This is a genomic window from Dactylosporangium aurantiacum (genome assembly GCF_000716715.1).
Taxonomy (GTDB): Bacteria; Actinomycetota; Actinomycetes; order Mycobacteriales; family Micromonosporaceae; genus Dactylosporangium; species Dactylosporangium aurantiacum.
Map to the genome: position 1 here is coordinate 99,021 of NZ_JNYJ01000009.1, position 20,639 is coordinate 119,659.

23 protein-coding genes are annotated in these 20,639 nt (G+C 72.2%); 16 read left to right on the plus strand and 7 right to left on the minus strand.

Annotated features, from left to right (window positions below; translation table 11 throughout):
• The first annotated feature begins 12 nt into the window (after positions 1-12).
• Positions 13-2,319 (plus strand): endopeptidase La, encoded by a 2,307-nt coding sequence (lon, locus tag OP18_RS12800; protein ID WP_033359055.1) that lies wholly within the window; start codon positions 13-15, stop codon positions 2,317-2,319.
• Positions 2,320-2,373: 54 nt separating this feature from the next.
• Here lon and OP18_RS12805 read toward each other — a convergent pair whose 3' ends face one another.
• From OP18_RS12805 to OP18_RS12820, 4 genes are all read right to left on the minus strand, one after another.
• Positions 2,374-4,038: a DUF262 domain-containing protein gene (locus tag OP18_RS12805; RefSeq protein WP_033359056.1), complete on the minus strand. Its 1,665-nt coding sequence runs from the start codon at positions 4,036-4,038 to the stop codon at positions 2,374-2,376.
• An 8-nt stretch (positions 4,039-4,046) separates the two neighbouring features.
• Positions 4,047-4,994 carry a hypothetical protein gene (locus tag OP18_RS12810; RefSeq protein ID WP_033359057.1) on the minus strand — a complete coding sequence of 316 codons (948 nt, stop codon included), beginning with the start codon at positions 4,992-4,994 and terminating at the stop codon, positions 4,047-4,049.
• Positions 4,984-6,285, minus strand: a complete 1,302-nt coding sequence (locus OP18_RS12815) for an AAA family ATPase (RefSeq protein WP_033359058.1) — start codon at positions 6,283-6,285, stop codon at positions 4,984-4,986. Before OP18_RS12815 ends, OP18_RS12810 begins: the two co-directional genes overlap by 11 nt.
• Before the next feature lie 69 nt (positions 6,286-6,354).
• A complete protein-coding gene (locus OP18_RS12820) occupies positions 6,355-6,657 on the minus strand; it encodes a hypothetical protein (RefSeq protein ID WP_033359059.1) in 303 nt (100 codons plus the stop codon).
• 50 nt (positions 6,658-6,707) lie between these two features.
• Here OP18_RS12820 and OP18_RS12825 point away from each other — a divergent pair, with 50 nt between their 5' ends.
• Both OP18_RS12825 and nth read left to right on the plus strand, forming a co-directional pair.
• Positions 6,708-7,142 carry a DUF1877 family protein gene (locus OP18_RS12825; protein WP_033359060.1) on the plus strand — a complete coding sequence of 145 codons (435 nt, stop codon included), beginning with the start codon at positions 6,708-6,710 and terminating at the stop codon, positions 7,140-7,142.
• A gap of 76 nt (positions 7,143-7,218) precedes the next feature.
• Positions 7,219-8,124 carry an endonuclease III gene (gene nth, locus OP18_RS12830; RefSeq protein ID WP_052386634.1) on the plus strand — a complete coding sequence of 302 codons (906 nt, stop codon included), beginning with the start codon at positions 7,219-7,221 and terminating at the stop codon, positions 8,122-8,124.
• A gap of 1 nt (position 8,125) precedes the next feature.
• Here the strand turns inward: nth and OP18_RS12835 are convergent, their stop codons facing one another.
• The gene (locus OP18_RS12835) at positions 8,126-9,187 is read right to left on the minus strand and encodes a DNA glycosylase AlkZ-like family protein (RefSeq protein WP_033359061.1); all 1,062 of its coding nucleotides are present in this window, start codon (positions 9,185-9,187) and stop codon (positions 8,126-8,128) included.
• Positions 9,188-9,240: 53 nt separating this feature from the next.
• Here OP18_RS12835 and OP18_RS12840 point away from each other — a divergent pair, with 53 nt between their 5' ends.
• From OP18_RS12840 to OP18_RS12850, 3 genes are all read left to right on the plus strand, one after another.
• Positions 9,241-9,690: an SMI1/KNR4 family protein gene (locus OP18_RS12840; protein ID WP_033359062.1), complete on the plus strand. Its 450-nt coding sequence runs from the start codon at positions 9,241-9,243 to the stop codon at positions 9,688-9,690.
• Positions 9,691-9,958: 268 nt separating this feature from the next.
• Complete coding sequence (locus tag OP18_RS12845) at positions 9,959-10,264, plus strand: hypothetical protein (RefSeq protein ID WP_033359063.1); 306 nt, start codon at positions 9,959-9,961, stop codon at positions 10,262-10,264.
• Between the two features lie 128 nt (positions 10,265-10,392).
• Entirely contained in the window at positions 10,393-10,701 is a 309-nt protein-coding gene (locus OP18_RS12850) for a hypothetical protein (RefSeq protein ID WP_033359064.1), read from the plus strand.
• 63 nt (positions 10,702-10,764) lie between these two features.
• Here OP18_RS12850 and OP18_RS12855 read toward each other — a convergent pair whose 3' ends face one another.
• Positions 10,765-11,016, minus strand: a complete 252-nt coding sequence (locus OP18_RS12855) for a hypothetical protein (protein WP_033359065.1) — start codon at positions 11,014-11,016, stop codon at positions 10,765-10,767.
• Positions 11,017-11,057: 41 nt separating this feature from the next.
• Here OP18_RS12855 and OP18_RS12860 point away from each other — a divergent pair, with 41 nt between their 5' ends.
• Together OP18_RS12860 and OP18_RS12865 are read left to right on the plus strand one after the other, a co-directional pair.
• Complete coding sequence (locus tag OP18_RS12860; RefSeq protein WP_033359066.1) at positions 11,058-11,837, plus strand: methyltransferase domain-containing protein; 780 nt, start codon at positions 11,058-11,060, stop codon at positions 11,835-11,837.
• Positions 11,838-11,907: 70 nt separating this feature from the next.
• The gene (locus OP18_RS12865; protein WP_033359067.1) at positions 11,908-12,894 is read left to right on the plus strand and encodes a malate dehydrogenase; all 987 of its coding nucleotides are present in this window, start codon (positions 11,908-11,910) and stop codon (positions 12,892-12,894) included.
• A 123-nt stretch (positions 12,895-13,017) separates the two neighbouring features.
• Here the strand turns inward: OP18_RS12865 and OP18_RS12870 are convergent, their stop codons facing one another.
• Positions 13,018-13,296: a DUF6582 domain-containing protein gene (locus OP18_RS12870; RefSeq protein ID WP_033359068.1), complete on the minus strand. Its 279-nt coding sequence runs from the start codon at positions 13,294-13,296 to the stop codon at positions 13,018-13,020.
• A 114-nt stretch (positions 13,297-13,410) separates the two neighbouring features.
• On the opposite strand from OP18_RS12870, the gene OP18_RS12875 reads away from it, so the two are divergent.
• The 8 genes from OP18_RS12875 (at position 13,411) to ppgK (ending at position 20,598) form a co-directional block, all read left to right on the plus strand.
• Complete coding sequence (locus OP18_RS12875) at positions 13,411-14,277, plus strand: STAS domain-containing protein (RefSeq protein WP_033359069.1); 867 nt, start codon at positions 13,411-13,413, stop codon at positions 14,275-14,277.
• Positions 14,277-14,684 carry an STAS domain-containing protein gene (locus tag OP18_RS12880; protein WP_052386635.1) on the plus strand — a complete coding sequence of 136 codons (408 nt, stop codon included), beginning with the start codon at positions 14,277-14,279 and terminating at the stop codon, positions 14,682-14,684. Before OP18_RS12875 ends, OP18_RS12880 begins: the two co-directional genes overlap by 1 nt.
• Positions 14,681-15,082, plus strand: a complete 402-nt coding sequence (locus tag OP18_RS12885; protein WP_033359070.1) for an ATP-binding protein — start codon at positions 14,681-14,683, stop codon at positions 15,080-15,082. Before OP18_RS12880 ends, OP18_RS12885 begins: the two co-directional genes overlap by 4 nt.
• Positions 15,079-16,098, plus strand: coding sequence for an ATP-binding protein (locus OP18_RS12890; protein WP_245635362.1), 1,020 nt, complete (start codon positions 15,079-15,081; stop codon positions 16,096-16,098). The genes OP18_RS12885 and OP18_RS12890 overlap by 4 nt, the downstream gene beginning before the upstream one ends.
• A gap of 32 nt (positions 16,099-16,130) precedes the next feature.
• The gene (locus tag OP18_RS12895; protein WP_313900911.1) at positions 16,131-17,819 is read left to right on the plus strand and encodes an ATP-binding protein; all 1,689 of its coding nucleotides are present in this window, start codon (positions 16,131-16,133) and stop codon (positions 17,817-17,819) included.
• A 52-nt stretch (positions 17,820-17,871) separates the two neighbouring features.
• Positions 17,872-19,443, plus strand: a complete 1,572-nt coding sequence (locus tag OP18_RS12900) for a fused response regulator/phosphatase (RefSeq protein WP_033359071.1) — start codon at positions 17,872-17,874, stop codon at positions 19,441-19,443.
• A 61-nt stretch (positions 19,444-19,504) separates the two neighbouring features.
• Complete coding sequence (locus OP18_RS12905; protein ID WP_033359072.1) at positions 19,505-19,765, plus strand: hypothetical protein; 261 nt, start codon at positions 19,505-19,507, stop codon at positions 19,763-19,765.
• Between the two features lie 77 nt (positions 19,766-19,842).
• Positions 19,843-20,598: a polyphosphate--glucose phosphotransferase gene (gene ppgK, locus OP18_RS12910; protein ID WP_033359073.1), complete on the plus strand. Its 756-nt coding sequence runs from the start codon at positions 19,843-19,845 to the stop codon at positions 20,596-20,598.
• Positions 20,599-20,639: the final 41 nt, after the last annotated feature.

The window sequence follows — 20,639 nt, forward strand, 5'->3', positions numbered from 1 at the left end:
CAGGTGTCTGACATGGCTACTCTTCCGGTCCTTCCACTGACTGACGACGTCCTGCTTCCCGGCATGGTCATCCCCGTCACGCTCGACGCCACCACCCAGGCGGCGGTCGACGCGGCGCGGTCCGCCGGTGACAAGCGTGTCCTGGCCGTCCCGCGGGTCGACGGCGAGTACGGCTCCTTCGGTGTGGTCGCCGTCCTCGAGAAGGTCGGCCGGCTGCCCAGCGGCGAGCCCGCGGCCGTGGTGCGCGGCCTGTCCCGGGCCCGCATCGGCGCCGGCGTCCCCGGCCCCGGCGCGGCGCTGTGGGTCGAGGCCACCCTGCTCGACGAGCCCGCCCCCGCCGGCAAGGCCAAGGAGCTGGCCCGGGAGTACAAGGCGCTGGTCATCGGCGTGCTGCAGGAGCGCGGCGCGTGGCAGGTCATCGACACCGTCGAACGCATGACGGACCTGTCCGAGCTGGCCGACTCCGCCGGCTACGCGCCGTGGCTCACCCTGGCGCAGAAGATCCAGCTGCTCGGCGCGCCCGACGTCACCGCCCGCCTCGAGCTGCTCGTCGAGTGGGCCCGCGCGCACGCCGCCGAGCAGCAGGTCAACGAGAAGATCAACCACGACGTCCGCGAGGGCCTGGAGAAGACGCAGCGGGAGTTCCTGCTGCGCCAGCAGCTCGCCGCGATCCGCAAGGAGCTCGGCGAGGACGAGCCGTCCGGCTCCGCCGACTACCGCGCCCGGGTCACCGAGGCGACCCTGCCCGACGTGGTGCGCGAGGCGGCGCTGCGCGAGGTCGGCCGCCTGGAGCGGGCCAGCGACCAGTCGCCGGAGGCGGGCTGGATCCGCACCTGGCTCGACACGGTCCTGGAGATGCCGTGGGACGTGCGCACCACGGACAACACCGACCTGGCCGAGGCCCGCGCCATCCTCGACGCCGACCACGCCGGCCTGGCCGACGTGAAGGACCGCATCCTGGAGTACCTCGCCGTGCGCAACCGGCGCGCCGCGCTGGGCAAGGAGGTCGTCGGCGGCCGCGGCTCCGGCGCCGTGCTCGCCCTCGCCGGCCCTCCCGGGGTCGGCAAGACCAGCCTCGGCGAGTCCGTCGCCCGCGCCCTGGGCCGCAAGTTCGTCCGGGTGTCCCTCGGCGGCGTCCGCGACGAGGCCGAGATCCGCGGCCACCGCCGCACGTACGTCGGGGCGCTGCCCGGCCGGATCGTCCGCGCCCTGCGCGAGGCCGGTTCGATGAACCCGGTCGTGCTCCTCGACGAGGTCGACAAGCTCGCCGTCGGCTACGCCGGCGACCCGGCCGCGGCCCTGCTCGAGGTCCTCGACCCGGCGCAGAACCACACGTTCCGCGACCACTACCTGGAGGTCGACCTCGACCTGTCCGACGTGCTGTTCCTGGCCACCGCCAACGTGGTGGACACCATCCCCGGCCCGCTGCTGGACCGCATGGAGCTGGTGACCCTGGACGGCTACACCGAGCAGGAGAAGGTCGCCATCGCCCGGGACCACCTGTGGCCCCGGCAGCTGGACCGGGCCGGCCTGGCCGCCGACGAGGTCACCATCAGCGATCTCGCGCTGGGTGCGATCGCCGGCGAGCACACCCGCGAGGCGGGCGTCCGCCAGCTGGAGCGGGCCCTGGCCAAGGTGCTGCGCAAGGTCGCGGTCGCGTACGACGGCACCCCGGTCCACGTCGACGACGTCGTGAAGTACCTGGGCCGCCCGCGCTTCACCCCCGAGTCGGCGGAGCGCACCGCGGTCCCCGGCGTCGCGACCGGCCTCGCCGTCACCGGCGCCGGCGGCGACGTGCTCTTCATCGAGGCGACCTCGATGGAGGGCGACCCGGGCCTGACCCTCACCGGCCAGCTCGGCGACGTCATGAAGGAGTCGGCGCACATCGCGCTGTCGTACCTGCGCTCCAACGGCCGGCGCCTCGGCATCGACCCGAACGAGCTCGCCGCCCGCCGCATCCACCTGCACGTCCCGGCGGGTGCGGTCCCCAAGGACGGCCCCAGCGCCGGCATCACCATGGTCACGGCCCTGGCGTCGCTGGCCACCGGCCGCCCGGTCCGCCCCGAGTTCGGCATGACCGGTGAGGTCACCCTCGCCGGCCGGGTCCTGCCGATCGGCGGCGTCAAGCAGAAGCTCCTCGCCGCGCACCGGGCCGGCCTCACCGAGGTCATCATCCCGAAGCGCAACGAGCCCGACCTCGACGACCTGCCGGAGGAGGTGCGGTCCCAGCTGACCGTGCACGCCCTCGCCGACGTCGCCGACGTGCTCGCCCTGGCCCTGCGCCCCGCGGACGTCTCGACCCTCGTCCCGGCCGCCTGACTGTCTCGGAGATCGCCGGTAGTAGCCCCGTGGGGGCTACTACCGGCGACGCCGCTACTCGGTGTCGATATCCGCGTCGCCCTGGATGTCCACCGCGGGTTCGACGCCGAGCGTGACCATGAACGAACGCTCACGGTCGGCGAGATGTGCCGCACGTTCCTTGATGAAGCCCTCGAGATCACCGTCTCGCAGCCGCTCGACGGCGACCCGAGGGATGCCGTGGCTGGTCAGGACGCTGTCTTCCAACTCGGCCGGCAGCGCGGCCAACGCCTTTCGCAGCGATACCCCGGGCGGTGTCGGCAGAATGAGCCGGTTCGCGGGATGCGAGCCGCTGCTGATCGAGGTGGTGATGACTCGCCGGTACGCGTCCGTGTCGGCAGTCGCGAGGACCCGTAGGGCATCGAACGGAGCACCGTCCACCGATCGACGCCGATGACCGAACTCCTTGAGATCCCAGAGGACGAAGGTCCGCACCCTGGCGCTGCGCAGGTCGAACCGCTCCGGAAACGGCCGGGCAGTGAGCGCGTCGAGCCGCAAGCCACCCTCGCCGAGCGCGAACGCCCGCATCTCCGCCAATTCGTTCTTCACCTGCGTGGTGTTGGCTCCCGCGAAGTAACCGGACCATGACGTCGCCCAGAACCACCGCACCAGGCTCCGGCGCTGACCGTCGCTCGGGTCGCTGTTGAGGTGGAAGAACGCCACCAGCAGCATGATCTGCAGGTTGTACGGAACCAGCCGCGAGAGTGGCACGCCCACTTCATCCCGGAGGAAGTCGACGGCCTGTCGCAGCGACCGTTCGCTGGCGTCGACCGCGTCCGCCAACCGGCCCCTGACGCGGTCGGCGAGCGCTTCCCAACGAGCTTCCTGCACGTCCTCCTCGCCCGCGACAGCGAGCACGGACCGGAAAATCGTGATGCTGGGGATTGGGCCGAACCCCACGTCCGCCAGGCTTTCCTTGATCGTTGCGATGCGGTCGGCGAGGCTTTCACCGCCCTCGGGGTTGTAGGTGAGGGCCGAGACCATCTGATCCGGCGTCATCGACTGGCCGCTGCTGTTCAGTCGGGAGAACACCTCGACGGCGTGCTCCAGGCGCCCGCCGACGAGACGAACCACTGCCAGTTTGTATGACTTGATGCGTTGGGCGACCTGCTCCGCCTCGTCGACCATCGCGTCAAGCGCCGCAGGATCGAGCAGTCCACTGATCCTACGGGCGTAGGCCAGGAAGTCCATTGTCCGCAGTACCGCACGCATCGGCAGATATGTAGCCGGCGTGTCGACGGTGGACTTCCAGTGGCGGTAGCGGCTGCTGCCACCGCGCTCATGCCGAGTGCCGAGCTCTCGATAAACATCCCACTTCCACTGCTGCTGGCTCTGCGGGTCGCCGATGACGGGGCGCCTCGTGAGGCAGCCGAACAGGGTGGACAGCCGTTGATGCCCGTCGAGCAGGTATGCCACGGGTGTCTCTTGCGGCCGCGGAATGTCGATGCCGGCCACTTGCTCCAGGCTTGGCAACGGCTCGCTGGTGTCCCATACCAGAAGACTGCCGATCGGATAGCCGCGCTCGATGCTGTCGAAGAGATTCAGCATCTGATCCGGTCGCCAAACGAAGGGCCGCTGAAACCGGGGCACCCGAAGCCGGCCTGCGGCCATCTGCCCGAGAACGTCCTCAAGCAGCATGATCTCAGGCTTTACGGTGATCTCGCCGTCAAGATCAGCCATTGTCGCTCCTAAACCACACTTTCGATCTTTGCCAGGAGTGCACGCAGCTCGGCGGGTACCTCGCTGCCCAGTTGGGCAAAGTCGTCTTCGGTCAGATGTTCGCAATGCCGTGCGAGGCTCGAGAGCAGACCGTTGAGGCGGCCGCGAAGTGCAAGCTTCGTCTGCCAGCTTAGGTTGCTGTACAAGGCGTGCTGACGCTGGTCCAGCCTGGGCGGGCGAGCCGGATCGCCGAAGCCGTTCTTCATGTCGAAGTGGGCACGCTGTTCTGCGGAAAGCGAGTCCAGCAGGTCCAGTCGCTGGATGACTTCCTGCGGCAAGTGCGGCGTCAAACGGAGCACCTTCAACGGCACGTAGTTCTCCGCCTCCCGGCGCGCCAGCACGTGAACGGCGACGCCTTCCTGCTCTAGGGCCTGCGCCTTGTCATGGTTCGCCGTGCGCTGTCCTGGGACGAGACGGTCGCTGTCGAACACGGCTGCCACGCGTTTGACGTGTTGGAACTGGCCGAGCTTCTCCTTGGCGACCACAGGAATGCGGCCGGCGCCGCCGCCGTGCTCCACCACCAGCCATGTTCGTTTCAGGGCGTGCAGGACGCGTTTGGCGCCGAACACGGTGGCGACCGCATGGATGAAGTCGCGGTCGGAATCGAGATCTTCCACCACGACGACAGCAGCCCTGGACAGATCGTCCGCGGCGGCGTCCAGGACGCTTAATGTCAGTAGGACGCGGTCGCCGCTCGACGGTGTGTACGCCGTTGACTGCACCAGCGCCTTCTGCCCGGTCGCCGTGTACAGCTGGGCCTTGGTCGGAGCGTGAACAGCCAGGTACTCGAGGGCAGCGTCGAGAACCTCGGGACCGACGATCCAGTCGTGACGCTGACGGACGAACCCTTCCATGATGCTGATCAGGCTGAAGGCGTCAGACGCTTGGAAGACGTCGAGACTCAGCTCAATCCGCATCGCCGCGCTCCAAGCGGTCGAGTTGGGCCTCGGCCAGCTTCCGGGTTTCCTCGTAATCCTCGGCGAAGATCCCGGCCGGCCAATAGTCGACGTTGCCCTTGTCGTCGATGAAAATGCGGTGGGCGTGCGAGGTGCCATCGACTTGATCGACGAAGTAGACCGCGACAAGGTCGGCCGGGATGACTCGCTCGGCGATACGCCGCCGTAGGCGTAGCAGCATCGTTTCGCTATGAGTCTCGATCAGAAAACGGACGCTCGTCTGGGTCGCGGCCTGCAGGTAGAGATCAGCAAGGTCGGCATGGGCCGCTGGGTGAAGGTGCAGCTCAGGCTGCTCGACGATCTCCAAGGTCGGACCGGACGGTGGATTCAGGACGTCCATGGCGCGCTGCACCAGGATCGGTAGTGCCTGGGCCACGCCCGTGCCGGTGTCGGCGAGGTTGACCTGAAGATTCCGAGCGTTTCTCGAGCGCAGAATCATGGTGAAGAGGGCGCCGCGTTCGACGACGTCGACCTCCCACCCTTCGAGGCTTTGTTCGAACATCCGGTTGACCTGCCGTAGCAGCCTGCCCTGGTTGCGCACGAAGTCGCTGGCAAGGATCGGTGCCGTGTGCTCGCCGCTGAAACCGACGGTCCGATGGCGCCGCGTCGGAAGCCGATACCCGCGGGCCGGGCGATCCCGGAAGGGGCCGAGATATCGGATCTCATCGAACGCGGCGCGGATCGCCGAACTGGCGAACCTGCGTGGCGACCACGTGGAAGCATCCGGGTCGCGGAACTGCACAGCGTTTGGCAGCAGGCCGGCGAACCGTACGGCGCCGGCCACCGGTGCGGCGCCGTCCCGGGAAATCAGGTAGCGCTGCCGCTCGGGCTGTGGGTCGACGCCGTCCCAGGTGAATCGCGCCGTTTGATGGCCGACGCGGATCGTGGTGTCGCTGACGAGCTGGAGCCTGTACTCATCGATGTTCTGCACGGTCGCATCCACGTGCAGTGTCGGCTCGACCTGTCCAGCCCCGACGCTGAGGAGATCGAGCTCGATGCGGATGCTGCCATGTGGCCGTCCGCCATAGATTAAGTCGGTGAATGAGTCGAGCGTGTCGTCGCCGAACCGGTCGAGATCGAGCGGTGCCGTCGAGTTCGTCGCGATACCGGAGTTGATGACCAGCGGCGCCCGGACGAGCGCGCTCTTTCCTGAGTTGTTCCGGCCGAGGACGATGGTGATAGGTCGGAGCTCGATCTCTTGTCGATCCGCGAACGAACGGTATCCGGTGAGCGCCATTCGGACGAACGTCATGCCTGCCTTCTGCCGTTGATGGGCCGCGTCGAGGTTCGGGCCACATCTAACCAGGCGTGCGTTCTGCTGTCATTCCCTAACGCCGAGTGAATAAGGTTCCGGCGGCGGGTTCGTCGTGCGGATCTCCGCCAGCATCCGGCGGCGGGTGCGGCGGTCGTAGCCGGCGGCGTCGGTGGTGATCATCGACCAGGGGTCGGGGCAGTCGCCCTCGTGGGCCGCGTCCGGGCACAGCGCATCGACCAGGCGGCCGGTGAGCGCGTCCAGGTCGGCCGGGTTCACCAGCACGTTGATGCGGATCCTGTACAGCCGGTGCCCGGGCGGGACCGCCTGCAGCGGTGGGCGGCCGCGCGGGACCCGCTTCCTGCCGGCCATGGCCGCTCCTTCACCGGTCGCGACGGACGGTCGACGGTAGCATCGCGGGCGTGCTGGACGGCGCCCTCTACGCGGTCACCGACGAGCAGGAGCGCCGGCTGCTGGCGCTGGACGCGGCGGGGGTCAGGAGCTTCGCGGAGACCGTCGAGGAGGCGCCGCCGCACCTGTACCCGATGACCGCCGGCCTCGGCACCGCCTGGGAGCCGCTGCAGCGGTGTCTCGGCGGGCGGTTCCCGCTGTCGCACGCGGTCCTCGGCGGCCGGGCGCTGTGCGACGGTGAGGTCGTCGTGCGGCACGTCACCGCCGCGCAGGCGCAGGCCGTCGCGCTCGCGCTGGGCCGGCTCGACGAGGGGTGGCTGCGGCAGCGGCACGCGACCGCCGTCGGCGGCGACCCGCAGGCGGCGCTGGCGGCGTTCCGGCACCTGCGGAGCTTCTACACAGGGGCGGCGAAGGCGGCCCGGGCGGTCGTGTTCACCGCCGTGTGAACCGGCGCTGGGGTGGCCGGCGGGACACCCGCGAGGCGGACCTCGGCGAGCGCCGCGGCGACGTAGGCTCGTCACCGTGCCGAGCCGCAAGATGACCCCAGCAGCCGCCGACGCCACGGCCCCCTCCCAGAAGCCCCCCGCGAAGAAGGCCGCTCCCGCGAAGAAGGTCACCGCCGCGAAGCAGGCGGCACCCGCGACGAACGCGACCGCCGCGAAGGCCACGGCGAAGAAGGTGACCGCGAAGAAGGCGGCCGCCAAGGTCGTCGCGGCGGCGGCAGCGGAGGCGGCCGCGGCGGGACCCGACCAGGCGCAGACGGAGCGGGCCCGGCGGATCCTCGACCTGCTCACCGCCCGCTACCCCGACCCGGTGCTGGAGCTGGACTTCGCCTCGCCGCTGCAGCTGCTCATCGCCGCCGTGCTCGCCGCGCAGACCCTCGACGAGCGGGTCAACCAGGTCACCCCGGTGCTGTTCGCGAAGTACCCGACCGCGGCCGACCTCGCCGCCGCCGACCCGGCCGAGATGGAGCAGATCCTCATGCCGGTCGGGTACTACCGCAAGAAGACCCAGATCGTCATGAAGCTCGCCGCGGTGCTCGTGGAGCGGCACGGCGGGGAGGTGCCCATGACGTTCGAGGAGCTCGTCGAGCTGCCGTGGGTGGGCCGCAAGACGGCCAACATGGTGCTCGGCAACGCCTTCTCGGTGCCGGCGATCTCCGTGGACACCCATGTGGGCCGGGTCGCGCACCGGCTGTCGTGGGGGCCGGAGAAGGACGGCGAGGCGACCGAGCTGGGCGTGTCGGCGCTGTTCGAGCAGAAGGACTGGGTGCCGGTCAACCTGCTGCTGATCCTGCACGGCCGGCGCACCTGCCACTCCCGCAAGCCCGCCTGCGGAGCGTGTTCCCTCGCGCCGGAGTGCCCGTCGGCGGGCCTGGACGGCAAGGGTGAGCTCGACCCGGACAAGGCCCGCGCCCTGCTGAAGTAGGTCAGCCGGGCAGCCGGGCCAGCTCGGCGTCGATGCCGTCCTGCGGCACGGGCTCCCACACGTCGACCTCGACCCGCCCGCCGTCGCGCTGCCAGACGCCCTTGACCCGGCCGTCGTGCGCCACGACCGGCGAGATCCAGCCCTGCGGGCGGCTGACCTCGGCGCGCCGCTGGGGCGGCACGACCGTCGGGTCGGCGGTGCCCGGGCCGAGCACGAACTGGTCGAAGGCCGGCAGCAGCCGCACCTCGTCGAACGGCTCCGCGTCGGCCATCGCCGCGACGTCGCCGGCCCGCGCGTACAGCCGCCGCCCGTCGACCTCCACCTCGGCGAGCAGCCCCTCGGCGACCAGCGTCGTGAAGTACCCGCGCAGCGCCGCCTTCTTCGTCACGCCCCGGCACAGCCACTGGTCGAACGTCTCCGCCGAGGCCGGCCCGTACACGCCGAGGTACGCCGGCACGATCAGCCGCGCCGCGTCCGGTACCGACGGAAGCGCCGACCACGGCGGACGGGTGAACGTGACCCGGCTGCCGTCGCCGGGGCCGTGCACGAGCAGCCCCTGCCAGGCGAGGGGTTTGAGCACCGCCCCCCACCCGGAGCGCAGGTGCGCCGCCAGGTCCGGGTCGCCGGTGCGGGCGGCGACCGCCGTGACCAGCTCCTCGCGGGTGCGCGGCGGGCCGTCGAGGGCGTCGTGCACCGCGTCCCGGATCGCGTCCAGTTGCCCGAGGGTGACGAACGTCTTCTGCCAGGATCCCTTCTCCCAGGTCCTGGTCGCCGCCAGCAGGGCCAGCTGGGCCGGTGCCTGCGACGGGTCCAGCAGGTGCAGGGTGCCGCGCGCCGACCAGGTCTTCACCAGCGCCCCGCCGGCCAGTGCGGCGCGCAGCCCCGCCGGGTCGGGCACGGCCTGGCGGGCCGCGACGGCGTGCTCGGCGTACGAGCCGACCTGCGCCTGCACGCCCAGCAGCCGGCGCACCACCGTGACCGGGTCGGCGGCTCCCGCGGGCCGGTCCAGCAACTGCCGGCGGCTGCGCCAGCCGAGGACCCGGCGCCGGTCGAGCACGGTCATGGAGCACCTTCCGCGGTTGTGGATGTCGCGAGCAAGAATGGCAGACTGCTGCGGTGCACTTCGCCGAGTTCGACGCGCTGTTGGAGCAGGCGTTGCGGCGGTACGCGGCCCAGGAGCGCGACGGTGACGTCGCCGTGTTCGACCACTGGCGGGCCACCGAGGCGGACCTGGCACGGGTCGAGCGGCGGCTCGGCGTGCGGCTGCCGCACCAGTACCGGCGGTTCCTGCTGCGGTACGGTGCCGGCCGGTTCCTCTTCGTCGAGCTGCTCCCGGCCGACGAGGGCCGCCGCTGGGTGGAGACGCTGCTCGCGGCGAACGAGCCGGGCAGCGGGTTCGTCGCCGTCGCGCCGGTCGGCACCGGCGACTACTGGGGCTTCGTCGTGCGCGACGGGGTGTGCGAGGACGCGGTCAGCTTCCGGTACCAGGAGGACGGCGCCGTCGAACCGGCCGCCGCGGACTTCCTGGAGTTCGCCGCGACCGAGGGCCTGCGCGCCGGGCGGTGACCGACCGGCATGATTGGCGCAGTTCGACGGTCGGGGCGGCGCCGGAGCGCGGCGGAGGTGACGTCATGACCGGCCCGTAGCGGAGCGAGGAGCTGGTCATCATGGGGGCAGTTCGACGGTCGGGTCATGGGCGCAGTTTCAAGGTCAGGGCGGCGCCGGAGCGCGGCGGAGGTGACGTCATGACCGGCCCGCAGCGGAGCGAGGAGTCGGTCATCATGGGCGCAGTTCGAAGGTCAGGGCGGCGCCGGAGCGAAGCGGAGGTGACGTCATGACCGCCCCGTTCGGCATCGGTGCCGAGGTGTGGCCCGGCCTGGCCAAGGTCGCCGAGGAGGCCGGCGAGCTGCTGCAGGTGGCGGGCAAGCTCATCGCCACCGCCGGGGAGCCCGCCCACTACGACGGCACCGACCTGCGGGCGCGGCTGGTCGAGGAGTGCGGCGACCTGCTCGCCGCGATCGGGTACCTCACCGCCGCCAACGGCATCGCCGACGAGGTCGCCGCGCGCGCCGCCGGCAAGCGGGAGCTGTTCCAGGGCTGGCACGACCGGGAGCTGGCGCGGCGGGCCGCCGGCCGGTGACCGTCAAGCCCCCCGGCCCTCACGCTCACCGCCCTACGGCCCGCCCGCGGGCAGCCGTCGCTACATCGACGACCGTTGGGCCGGTAAGGCGGTTGCGTACCGGGGCGCGATCGCTGCAGCATTGATACATGCCGACCCTCCACGTGCCGCGGGTCGCCTGGGACGGCGCCCGGGTGATCGTCCGGGCATGCGCCGACCGTGACTGGGCGGTCTGGTTCGCCAACTGGATCAACGCCCAGGCCGGCCCGCCGTTCGGGCAGCTGGTGATGCAGACCCGGACCCGCCTCGCCGCCGGGTACGGCTACGAGGCCGCCGCGCTGGAGGCGGGCAGGTGGCGGGTGCGCCTGGACGACCTGATGGCGCAGCGGCCCGACCTGGTCGAGCCGCTCGCCGAGATCGTGCGGGAGGCGACGCAGCGCCTGCGCGCCGCGGCCTGAGCGCGGCGTCCGCGGGCGCCCGCCGGACGGGGTGCCGCCGGTCGCGGTGCGCCGGCCGGGCGGTCACCGCAGGGCGGCCGGCTGGCGGATCTCGCGCTGCGCGGACTCGATCACCTCGCCGCGGGTGTCGCCGAGCCACACGACCGGGTTCACCGGCGTGCCGACCCGCGACAGCAGCCCCGTCTCGTCGGTCCACGCGACCAGCGGGACAGGCTGCACGTGCTCGGTCTCCCAGCCGATGACACGGCCGGCGTGGATCTCTTCGTCGGCGGCCGTGGCCAGCCACAACACCTGGGTCTGCGGAATGATCGTCATGCAGTCAGTGATGCCCCGGCAACGGAAGGTGCAATCGCGTCATGGCCGACTTCGACACCCTGCTCGCCGAGGGCGCGTCGGTGCCCGTGGAGGGCTGGGACTTCGCCTGGTTCGCCGGGCGGGCCACCGAGGAGCGCCCGCCGTGGGGGTACGCGGGGCGGCTGGCCGACCGGTACCGCACCGCGGCGGCCGCCCTGGACGTGCAGACCGGCGGCGGCGAGGTGGTCCGGTGGGCGCTGCGGCGCGCCGGGACCGTCCCCGGGGTCCTGGCCGCCACCGAGTCGTGGGCGCCGAACGCCGCCCTCGCCAGGCGCGCGCTCGCCCCGTACGGCGGCACGGTCGCCCTCGTCGCCGACGAGGACCCGCTGCCGTTCGCCGACGACACGTTCGACCTGGTCAGCAGCCGGCATCCGGTCGTCACGGACTGGGCGCAGATCGCCCGGGTGCTGCGGCCCGGCGGCACGTACCTCGCCCAGCACGTCGGCGTCGGCACCGCGCACGAGGTCACCGAGGCCCTCCTCGGGCCCACCCCGGTCGCCCAGGGCCGTCACCCGGCGGCCGCGGCCGCCGCCGCACGGGCCGCCGGGTTGCTGGTCACCGACCTGCGCGAGGCCACGCTGCGGCTGGAGTTCTTCGACGTCGCGGCGGTCGTGGTGTTCCTGCGCAAGGTCATCTGGATCGTGCCCGGGTTCACCGTGGCGGCGCACCGGGAGCGGCTGCGCGCCCTGCACGAGCGGATCGAGGCGGAGGGGCCGTTCGTCGCGCACACCACCCGGTACCTGATCGAGTGCTCCAAGCCACATCGGGACGCCATTGGGTGAACGGTCGTTGGGTGGCCGGGGATAGTTTGTGTGGAGAAGCACACCCGCCGCTGCCCGCAGGAGAACTCTGATGAGTGAGTCCGTGAACGTAACCGTGACCGGTGCCGCCGGCCAGATCGGCTACGCGCTGCTGTTCCGCATCGCGTCCGGTCAGCTGCTCGGCGCCGACACCCGCGTCAAGCTGCGCCTGCTGGAGATCCCGCAGGCCGTCCGCGCCGCCGAGGGCACCGCGCTGGAGCTGCAGGACGGCGCGTTCCCGCTGCTCGCCGGCGTGGACGTGTTCGACGACCCGAAGCAGGCGTTCTCCGGGGCCAACGTCGCGCTGCTCGTCGGCGCCCGCCCGCGCACGAAGGGCATGGAGCGCGGCGACCTGCTGGAGGCCAACGGCGGCATCTTCAAGCCGCAGGGTGAGGCGATCAACGCCGGCGCCGCCGACGACATCAAGATCCTGGTCGTGGGCAACCCGGCCAACACCAACGCCCTGATCGCCCAGCGTAACGCCCCCGACGTTCCCGCGGACCGGTTCACCGCGATGACCCGCCTGGACCACAACCGGGCCGTGGCGCAGCTGTCGCAGAAGCTCGGCGTGCCGGTCTCGGAGATCCGCAAGGTCACCATCTGGGGCAACCACTCCGCCACGCAGTTCCCGGACATCCTGCACGCCGAGGTCTCCGGCCGCAACGCCGCCGAGGCCGTCGGCGACCAGCAGTGGTACGCCGACGAGTTCATCCCGCGGGTCGCCAAGCGCGGCGCGGAGATCATCGAGGTGCGCGGGGCGTCGTCGGCCGCGTCCGCCGCGTCGGCCGCCATCGACCACGTCTACGACTGGGTCAACGGCACCCCCGAGGGTGACTGGACGTCGGTGGCGCTGCCGTCCGACGGCTCCTACGGCGTGCCGGAGGGCCTCATCTCCTCGTTCCCGGTCGTGTCCCGCGGCGGCAAGTGGGAGATCGTGCAGGGCCTGGACATCGACGAGTTCTCCCGGGCCCGCATCGACGCCTCGGTCGCCGAGCTCGCCGAGGAGCGCACCGCCGTCGAGCGCCTCGGCCTCATCTGAGCGCGTCGGCGCGCAGCTGAGGGCGTCGTCGCTCGGCTGAGTGCATCATCGCGAAACGCCGGCCCGCCCACCCCGCACGGTGGGCGGGCCGGCGCGTCTTCGGGGCCGGCCCGCAGAGGGCGGTCAGTGCGGGGTGCGGCCGAGCTCGTGCCAGCTCGACTCCGACAACTCCACCTGGTAGTGCTCGGCGGCCTTCGCCAGGTTCGCGAAGGCGAGGTCGCGGTCGGCGTCGTTGACGCCGCGGACCTGGTCGAAGCGGGCGACCGCGTTGCGGACGTGCTTGGCGTCGGTCAGCGGCAGCTTGCGGTGCTCCGGGAAGGCGTAGACGCTGTCGGGCAGGCGCTCGCGGGTCTCCTCGGACAGGGTGCCGTGTGCCTCGAAGGGCCTCCAAGTCGTCTTCATACCGGTTTTCTTCCCTGACGGCGCGGTAGTGACACACGGATCGGCGGCGTCGTTCGCGGTGGGTGGTCCGGGACGGTACCGTTCGGTCCGACGCTCGACAGAAGGAGATCACGGGTGAAGGTGGATGCCGAGGCGCGGCAGCGGCTGACCGCGTTCCTGGGGACGCACGAGGAAGCGGTCGTGCAGCAGTGGACGGAGATCGCGGCGCGCACGCTGCGTGGCCGGCTGACCAACGCCGAGCTGGCCCGGCAGGTGCGTGACGTCTACGGTGCGCTGCTGGCGCTGCTGACCGCCGACGGCGACGGTGAGCTGGCCGGCGCGCACGGCGGTGAGTCCCGGGCGGTGCTCGCCGAGCTGTCGCGCGACTGGGCCCGGCAGGGCTTCACCCCGAGCGAGACCGCCAGCCTGGTCTTCACCGTGAAGGAGGTCGTGCTCAACCTCACGGGAGCCGGCGAGGCGGAGCAGCCGCTCAAGGACTTCCTGCTGCTGTCGCTGCTGGTCGACGACATGGGGCTGTTCACGTTCGAGACCTACACCAAGACCCGCGAGTCGGTGATCGCCGACCAGACCGAGCAGCTGCTGGAGCTGTCGACGCCGGTCGTGAAGCTGTGGGAGGGCGTCGTGGCGGTGCCGCTGGTCGGCACGCTGGACTCGGCCCGCGCTCAGGTGGTCATGGAGAAGCTGCTGCAGACCCTGGTCGACACCGGCTCCGGCTACGCGATCGTCGACATCACCGGCGTCCCGGCCGTCGACACGCAGGTCGCCCAGCACATCCTCAAGACGGTCGTGGCGGCCCGGCTGATGGGCGCGGAGTGCATCATCTCCGGCATCCGCCCGCAGATCGCGCAGACGGTCGTCGCGCTCGGCATCGAGTTCGGCGACATCGTGACCAAGGCCAACCTCGCCGACGCCCTGCTGCACGCCATGCGTGCCAGCGGTGTGGAGGTCATCCGCCGGGCGAGCCGGGACAAGGCGGTCTGATGGACCGCGTCCCCGTCCTGAAGATCGGCGAGATCCTGCTCGTGTCGATCCAGATCGACCTCGACGACCAGTCCGCGCTGCAGCTGCAGGAGGACCTGTCCGACCGGATCGTCGAGACCGGCGCGCACGGCGTCATCATCGACATCTCGGCGCTGGAGATCGTCGACTCGTTCATCGGCCGGATGCTGTCGACGATCGCGGCCGTGTCCCGGGTCCTGGACGCCGAGACCGTCGTGGTGGGCATGCGCCCCGCGGTGGCGATCACCCTGGTGGAGCTGGGCCTGTCGCTCAACGGCGTGCGCACCGCGCTCAACGTCGACAAGGCCCTGGAGATCCTCGCCGACGCCCGCCAGATCCGCGGCGTCGGCCTGCTGCGAGTCAGCGGATCGGACGACGTACCCGAATGACGGAGCCGCAGGTGCTGCCGATCGCCGACGACAAGGACGTGGTCCGCGTGCGTCAGGCGGTCCGGGTGATCGCGCTCGCCGCGAAGCTGCCGCTGGTCGATCAGACGAAGCTCGTCACCGCGGCCAGTGAGCTGGCCCGCAACACGCTGATCCACGGCGGCGGCGGGCACGCGACCGTCGCGCAGGTGCACAACGGCCGCCGGGCGGGGGTGCGCGCCGAGTTCGTCGACACCGGGCCCGGCATCGCCGACCTGGGGCTGGCCTTCACCGACGGGTACACCACCGGCAGCGGTCTCGGCCTGGGCCTGAGCGGATCCCGCCGGCTCGTCGACGAGTTCGACATCGTCACCGCGCCCGGCGAGGGCACCAGGATCACGGTGACGAAGTGGGCCCGGTGACGACCCCGATCGAGGTGCCTCTGGTCGAGGAGCTCGGCTGGATCCCGGTCGACGACACCGCCGCGGCCAGCATCGCCCGGCGGGTCGCGGTGGACTGCGCCCGCCGGCTCGGCTTCAGCGAGGAGCGGACCGGCGAGGTCGCCATCGTCGCCGCCGAGCTGGCCAGCAACCTGCACCGGCACGCCGACGCCGGCGCGCTGTCGGTGCGCTGCCTGCGCACCCGCGCCGGCGGCGGGGTCGAGCTCGTCGCGGTCGACGCCGGCCCCGGCATGGCCGACCTCGTGTTCAGCGGCGTCGACGGCACGTCGACCGCCGGCACGCTCGGCATCGGCCTCGGCGCTGTGCGGCGCCTGTCCACGTCCTCCGGCGGTTACTCGCTGCCGGGCCGGGGCACCGTGCTCACCGCGCAGCTGTGGCAGGACCACCGCCCGGGCCCGCCGGCCGTGCCGGCCGTCGCGGGCCTGACCAGGCCGCTCACCGGCGAGCCGGTGTCCGGGGACCGGTGGGCGGCGCGCCGCGACGGTGCCGCGCTGCTGCTGCTCGTCGCCGACGGTCTCGGCCACGGCGCCCTCGCGGCCACCGCGGCGACCGCATCCGTCGACGCGTTCCTGGGCAGCTCCTTGGACGCGCCGGCGGCCATCCTGGAGCACCTGCACCGGGTCGTGTCGCACACCCGCGGCGCGGCGGTGTCCGTCGTCCGGGTGGACGGCGGCACGCTGCGCTTCGCCGGCCTGGGCAACGTGGCCGGCACGATCGCCACCCCGGACGGCGAGCGGCGCGGCATGGTGAGCATGCCGGGGATCGTCGGGCACCAGTCCCGCGGGATCCGCGAGTTCGCGTACGACCTGCCCCCGCAGGCCGTCGTGGTGCTGCACTCCGACGGCGTGTCGGACCGCTGGTCGCTGCGCGACTACCCGGGGCTCAGCCGGCAGGACCCGCTGCTCGTCGCGGCCACGCTGCTGCGCGACGCCGGCGTGCGCCGCGACGACGCCTGCGTGGCGGTGGTGCGGCCGTGAGCATGACCGGCCGGGGCGGCGGAGGTGACGGCGTGACCGCGGGTGCCGCCGGGGTGCCGGAGCCGCTGCTGCGGCTGGTGCTGCACACCGACCAGGATGTCTTCGTGCTGCGCCAGCGGGGCCGCGAGGCCGCCGCCGCCGTCGGCATGGAGCACCAGGACCAGGTCAGGGTCGCTACGGCGCTCAGCGAGATCGGCCGCCACGCCATCGGTGCCGTGGTGACCTTCGCCGTGGAGGTTTCCGGCCGGGCCCGGCTGGTCATCGTGGTAGCAGCGGACGGCATCGGGATCAGTCCGCCGGAGGGAACGGCGGCCGCGGGCCGGCTGATGGACGAGGTGCACGTGGAACGGGACCGGATCAGCCTGACGCGCAGGCTGCCCGCCCAGGTCGGACCGGACCGGCTGGCCGAGGCACGCGACACGCTGGGCAGGAGCCAGCCGACGACCGCGTTGGACGAGCTCAGCGTGCAGAACCGGCAGCTGGTCGCGGCCCTGGAGGAGGTCCAGGCGCACCGCGACGAGCTGCTCACCCTCAACGCGGAGCTGGAGGACACCAACCGCGGCGTGATGGCGCTGTACACGCAGCTGTCGGAGGAGCTGGAGCAGACCAACCAGGGGGTCGTCGCCCTGTACGCGGAGCTGGACGAACGCTCAGCCCAGCTGCGCGAGGCGAACGAGGCGAAGAGCCGGTTCCTGGCCAACGTGTCGCACGAGCTGCGCGCGCCGGTCACCGCGATCATCGGCCTGGTGCGGCTGCTGCTCGACCCGCGCTCGGAGCCGCTGACCGCCGAGCAGACCCACCAGCTGGAGCTGGTGCAGGGCTCCGCCGCGGACCTGCTGGCCCGGGTGAACGACCTGCTGGACCTGGCGAAGGCCGAGTCGAACCGGATCGAGCCCAGCTGGGCGCCGGTCGACCTGGCCGCGGTCTTCGGCCAGCTGCGCGGCACGCTGCGCCCCCTGGCGAAGCCCGGGGTGCAGCTCGACGTCGCCGACCCCGACGCGGTCGACCTGGTCACCGACGAGGTGCTGCTGACCCAGATCCTGCGCAACCTGCTCACCAACGCGTTGAAGTTCACCGACGCCGGCACCGTGAGCATGGGCGCGCTGGTGCTCGACGGCCGGCTGCACATCGCGGTCGCCGACACCGGCATCGGCATCCCGTTCGCCGAGCAGCGCCGCGTCTTCGAGGAGTTCCACCAGGTGCGCGGCGCCCACCAGGTGGGCGGCACGGGGCTGGGCCTGCCCTACGCGCGCCGCCTGGCGACCCTGCTCGGCGGCGGGCTGAGCATGGTCAGCGAGCCGGGGGAGGGCAGCACGTTCACCCTCGACCTGCCGCTGCGCCCGCAGCCGGAGGACGACGGGGACCTGCCGCACGTGCCGTCGGTGCTCGTCGTCGACGACGAGGCGGCGGCCCGGCAGGTGCTGCGCGAGCACCTCACCGGCATCGCCGGGCAGGTCCACGAGGCCGCCGACGCCAGGGCCGCCCTGGCGATCGCGTCCCGCGAGCGGCCGTCGGTGATCTTCCTGGACCTGCGGATGCCCGACGGTGACGGCGGCGACCTGATCGCCCGGATGGCCGCGGTGCCGCAGACCGCCGGCATCCCGGTCGTGGTCGTGACGGGCGCCGACGTGACGCGGGTGGACGGCGCCGCCGCGGTCCTGGCGAAGTCGTCGCTGACCCGGCGGCTCGTCGCCGACGCGGTCGCCCAGGTCATCACATGAGCGGCCGGCAGCGGCGCGGCCGGCAGGAGCGGCCCGCGGCGGAGATGATGCCATGAGCGAGGACGCCGCTGACATCCTTGTGGTCGACGACAGCCCGTCGAAGCGGTACGTGATCACCAGCTGGCTGCGCCGCGACGGGCACCGGGTCGTCGAGGCGGCGACCGGCACGGAGGCCCTGGCCCTGCTGCACGGCGGTCCGGACGGCGTCGCCCCGGGCACCGAGCTGGTCGTGCTCGACGTGCGGCTGCCCGACATCGACGGTTTCGAGGTCGCCGAGCGGATCAAGGAGGACCCGCGGACCACCGCGGTCCCGGTCATCCACATCTCCGCGACCGCGGTGCACGCGGTGGACCGCACCCAGGGCCTCAACCGGGGCGCGGACGCCTACCTCGCCGAGCCGATCGACCCGGACGAGCTGCTGGCCACGGTCCGGGCGAAGCTGCGGGAGTACCGGGCCCGCCGCCGCGCCGAGCGCCTCGCCGGGCGGCTCACCCGGCTGGTGGACACCACGACCGCGTTCAACGCCACGACGAGCCTGCCGGACCTGCTGCTGGCCGCCGCCACCGGCGCCGCGCGGGTCTTCGACGGCCCGGCCGCCGTCGCCGCCTCGTCGGAGGAGACCGGCCCGATCGCGGTGCAGGTCGACGCCGTGGCCGGCGAGCCGCAGGTGCGTGCGGCGATGCGCGAGGCGTACGACTACGATCCGCTCGACGGGCAGGCCGGCACCGTGCTGTTCCGGCAGGAGACCGGCCCGTGGTGGCCCGGCGCGGTGTGGCGGCTGGTGGCCCGCGCCAAGCCGGGCCGGGAGCCGCTGCACGTGGCGGTGCCCGCCGACGGGTTCCTCGACGACGACGCGGACCTGCTGCGCCAGTTCGGCCAGGCGGTCGCGCTCGCGGTGGAGGCGCTGCGCAGCTACGACGAGGAGCGGCGCACCGCGATCATGCTGCAGCAGAGCATGCTGCCGCAGCGGCTGCCGACCGTGCCCGGGGTGCAGCTGGCGGTGCGGTACCGGCCGGCGAGCGAGCACGCGTCCGTCGGCGGCGACTTCTACGAGATCATGGTGGTCGACGGGCAGCTCGTCGCGGCGATCGGCGACGTCGCGGGGCACTCGCTGCGGGCCGCGACGATCATGGCGGAGGTCCGGCACGCGTTGCGCGCGTACCTGGTCGAGGACGCCTCGCCGGGGCCGAGCATGGAGCGGCTCAACCGGATGATGCTGCGGCTGCTGCCGGAGGAGATCGCCACGATGTGCCTGCTGAGCATGGACCCGGCCAGCGGGCGGGTCCGGCTCACCAACGCGGGGCACCCGCCGCCGCTGCGGGTCCTCGACGGGCAGGTCACCCAGGTCCTGGGCCGGGTCGCGCTGCTGGGCGTGCCGACGCCGCACGACACCGAGACGCCGCTGACGCTGGCGCCGGGGGAGACCCTGGTGATGGTCACCGACGGGCTCATCGAGTCGCGCGGGCACACGTTCAACGAGGGCCTGGAGGCGCTGTGCGTCGCGGTCGCCGACGCCGAGGCGGACCTGGAGCAGTTCTGCGACCGGCTGCTCGCCGACCTCGGGGCCGGCTCCCGCGACGACGACGTGGCCCTGCTCGTGATCCGCCGGGTGGATTTCCCCTGAACCGGTTGCACGGCGGCCCGTCACCGCACAGGCTGCGGTGAGACGAACGGGGGGCTTCATCATGGCGGTCTGTGAGACCTGCGGCAACGACTACTACATGGCGTTCGAGATCCGGACGGTCGGCGGCGGCGTGCACGTCTTCGACTCCTTCGAGTGCGCGATCCACCGGCTCGCGCCGGTCTGCGAGCACTGCGGCACCAGGATCATCGGGCACGGCGCGGAGGTGTCCGGGAGCTTCTACTGCAGCGCGCACTGCGCCCGCACCGCCGACCAGACGCTCGGGCTGGAGATCCGCGACACGGTGGGGGCGTACCCCGCGTGAGCGTGCCCGGTGCCCCGCATGATTGGGTTTCCAAGCAGCAGGGCATTCGATGAGGCACGCGTCGCGGAGGAGCAGCAGTGGTGGTCCTGGGTATCGACATCGGCGGTTCGGGCATCAAGGGGGCGCCGGTCGACCTGGCGACCGGTGAGTTCACCGCCGAACGGCACCGCATCGAGACCCCGCAGCCCGCGGACACCACTGCCGTCGTGCGGACGGTCGCGGAGGTCGTCGCGCACTTCCCGCCGGCGAGCAGCGTCGGCATCACGTTCCCGGCGGTGGTCCAGCACGGCGTGACGAAGACCGCCGCCAACGTCGACGCCTCGTGGGTCGACGCGCCCGCGGAGCAGCTGTTCAGCGACGCGCTGGGCCGGCCGGTGACGGTCCTCAACGACGCCGACGCCGCCGGGGTCGCCGAGATGGAGTACGGCGCCGGCAAGGGCGTCGGCGGGCTGGTGGTCATGGTGACCCTCGGCACGGGCATCGGCAGCGCCCTGTTCATCGACGGGCGGCTGGTGCCCAACACCGAGTTCGGCCACCTGCAGCTGACCGGGCTGCACCTGCACGGCGGCGACGCGGAGGACTACGCCTCCGACCGTGTCCGCGAGGCCGAGGACCTGAGCTGGCCGGACTGGGCCGAGCGGGTCCAGGTGTACCTGCGGCATCTGCACGCGCTGCTGTGGCCGGATCTGATCATCATCGGCGGCGGCGTGAGCAAGAAGACCGACAAGTGGCTGCACCACGTGTCGGTGCCCACGAAGGTCGTCCCGGCGGCCCTGCAGAACAACGCCGGCATCGTCGGCGCGGCGCTGCTGGCCTCCAGACGGGCGCATTGACGCCGGCACCGGCCGCCGGGGTGCGCGCATAGGGCACGATG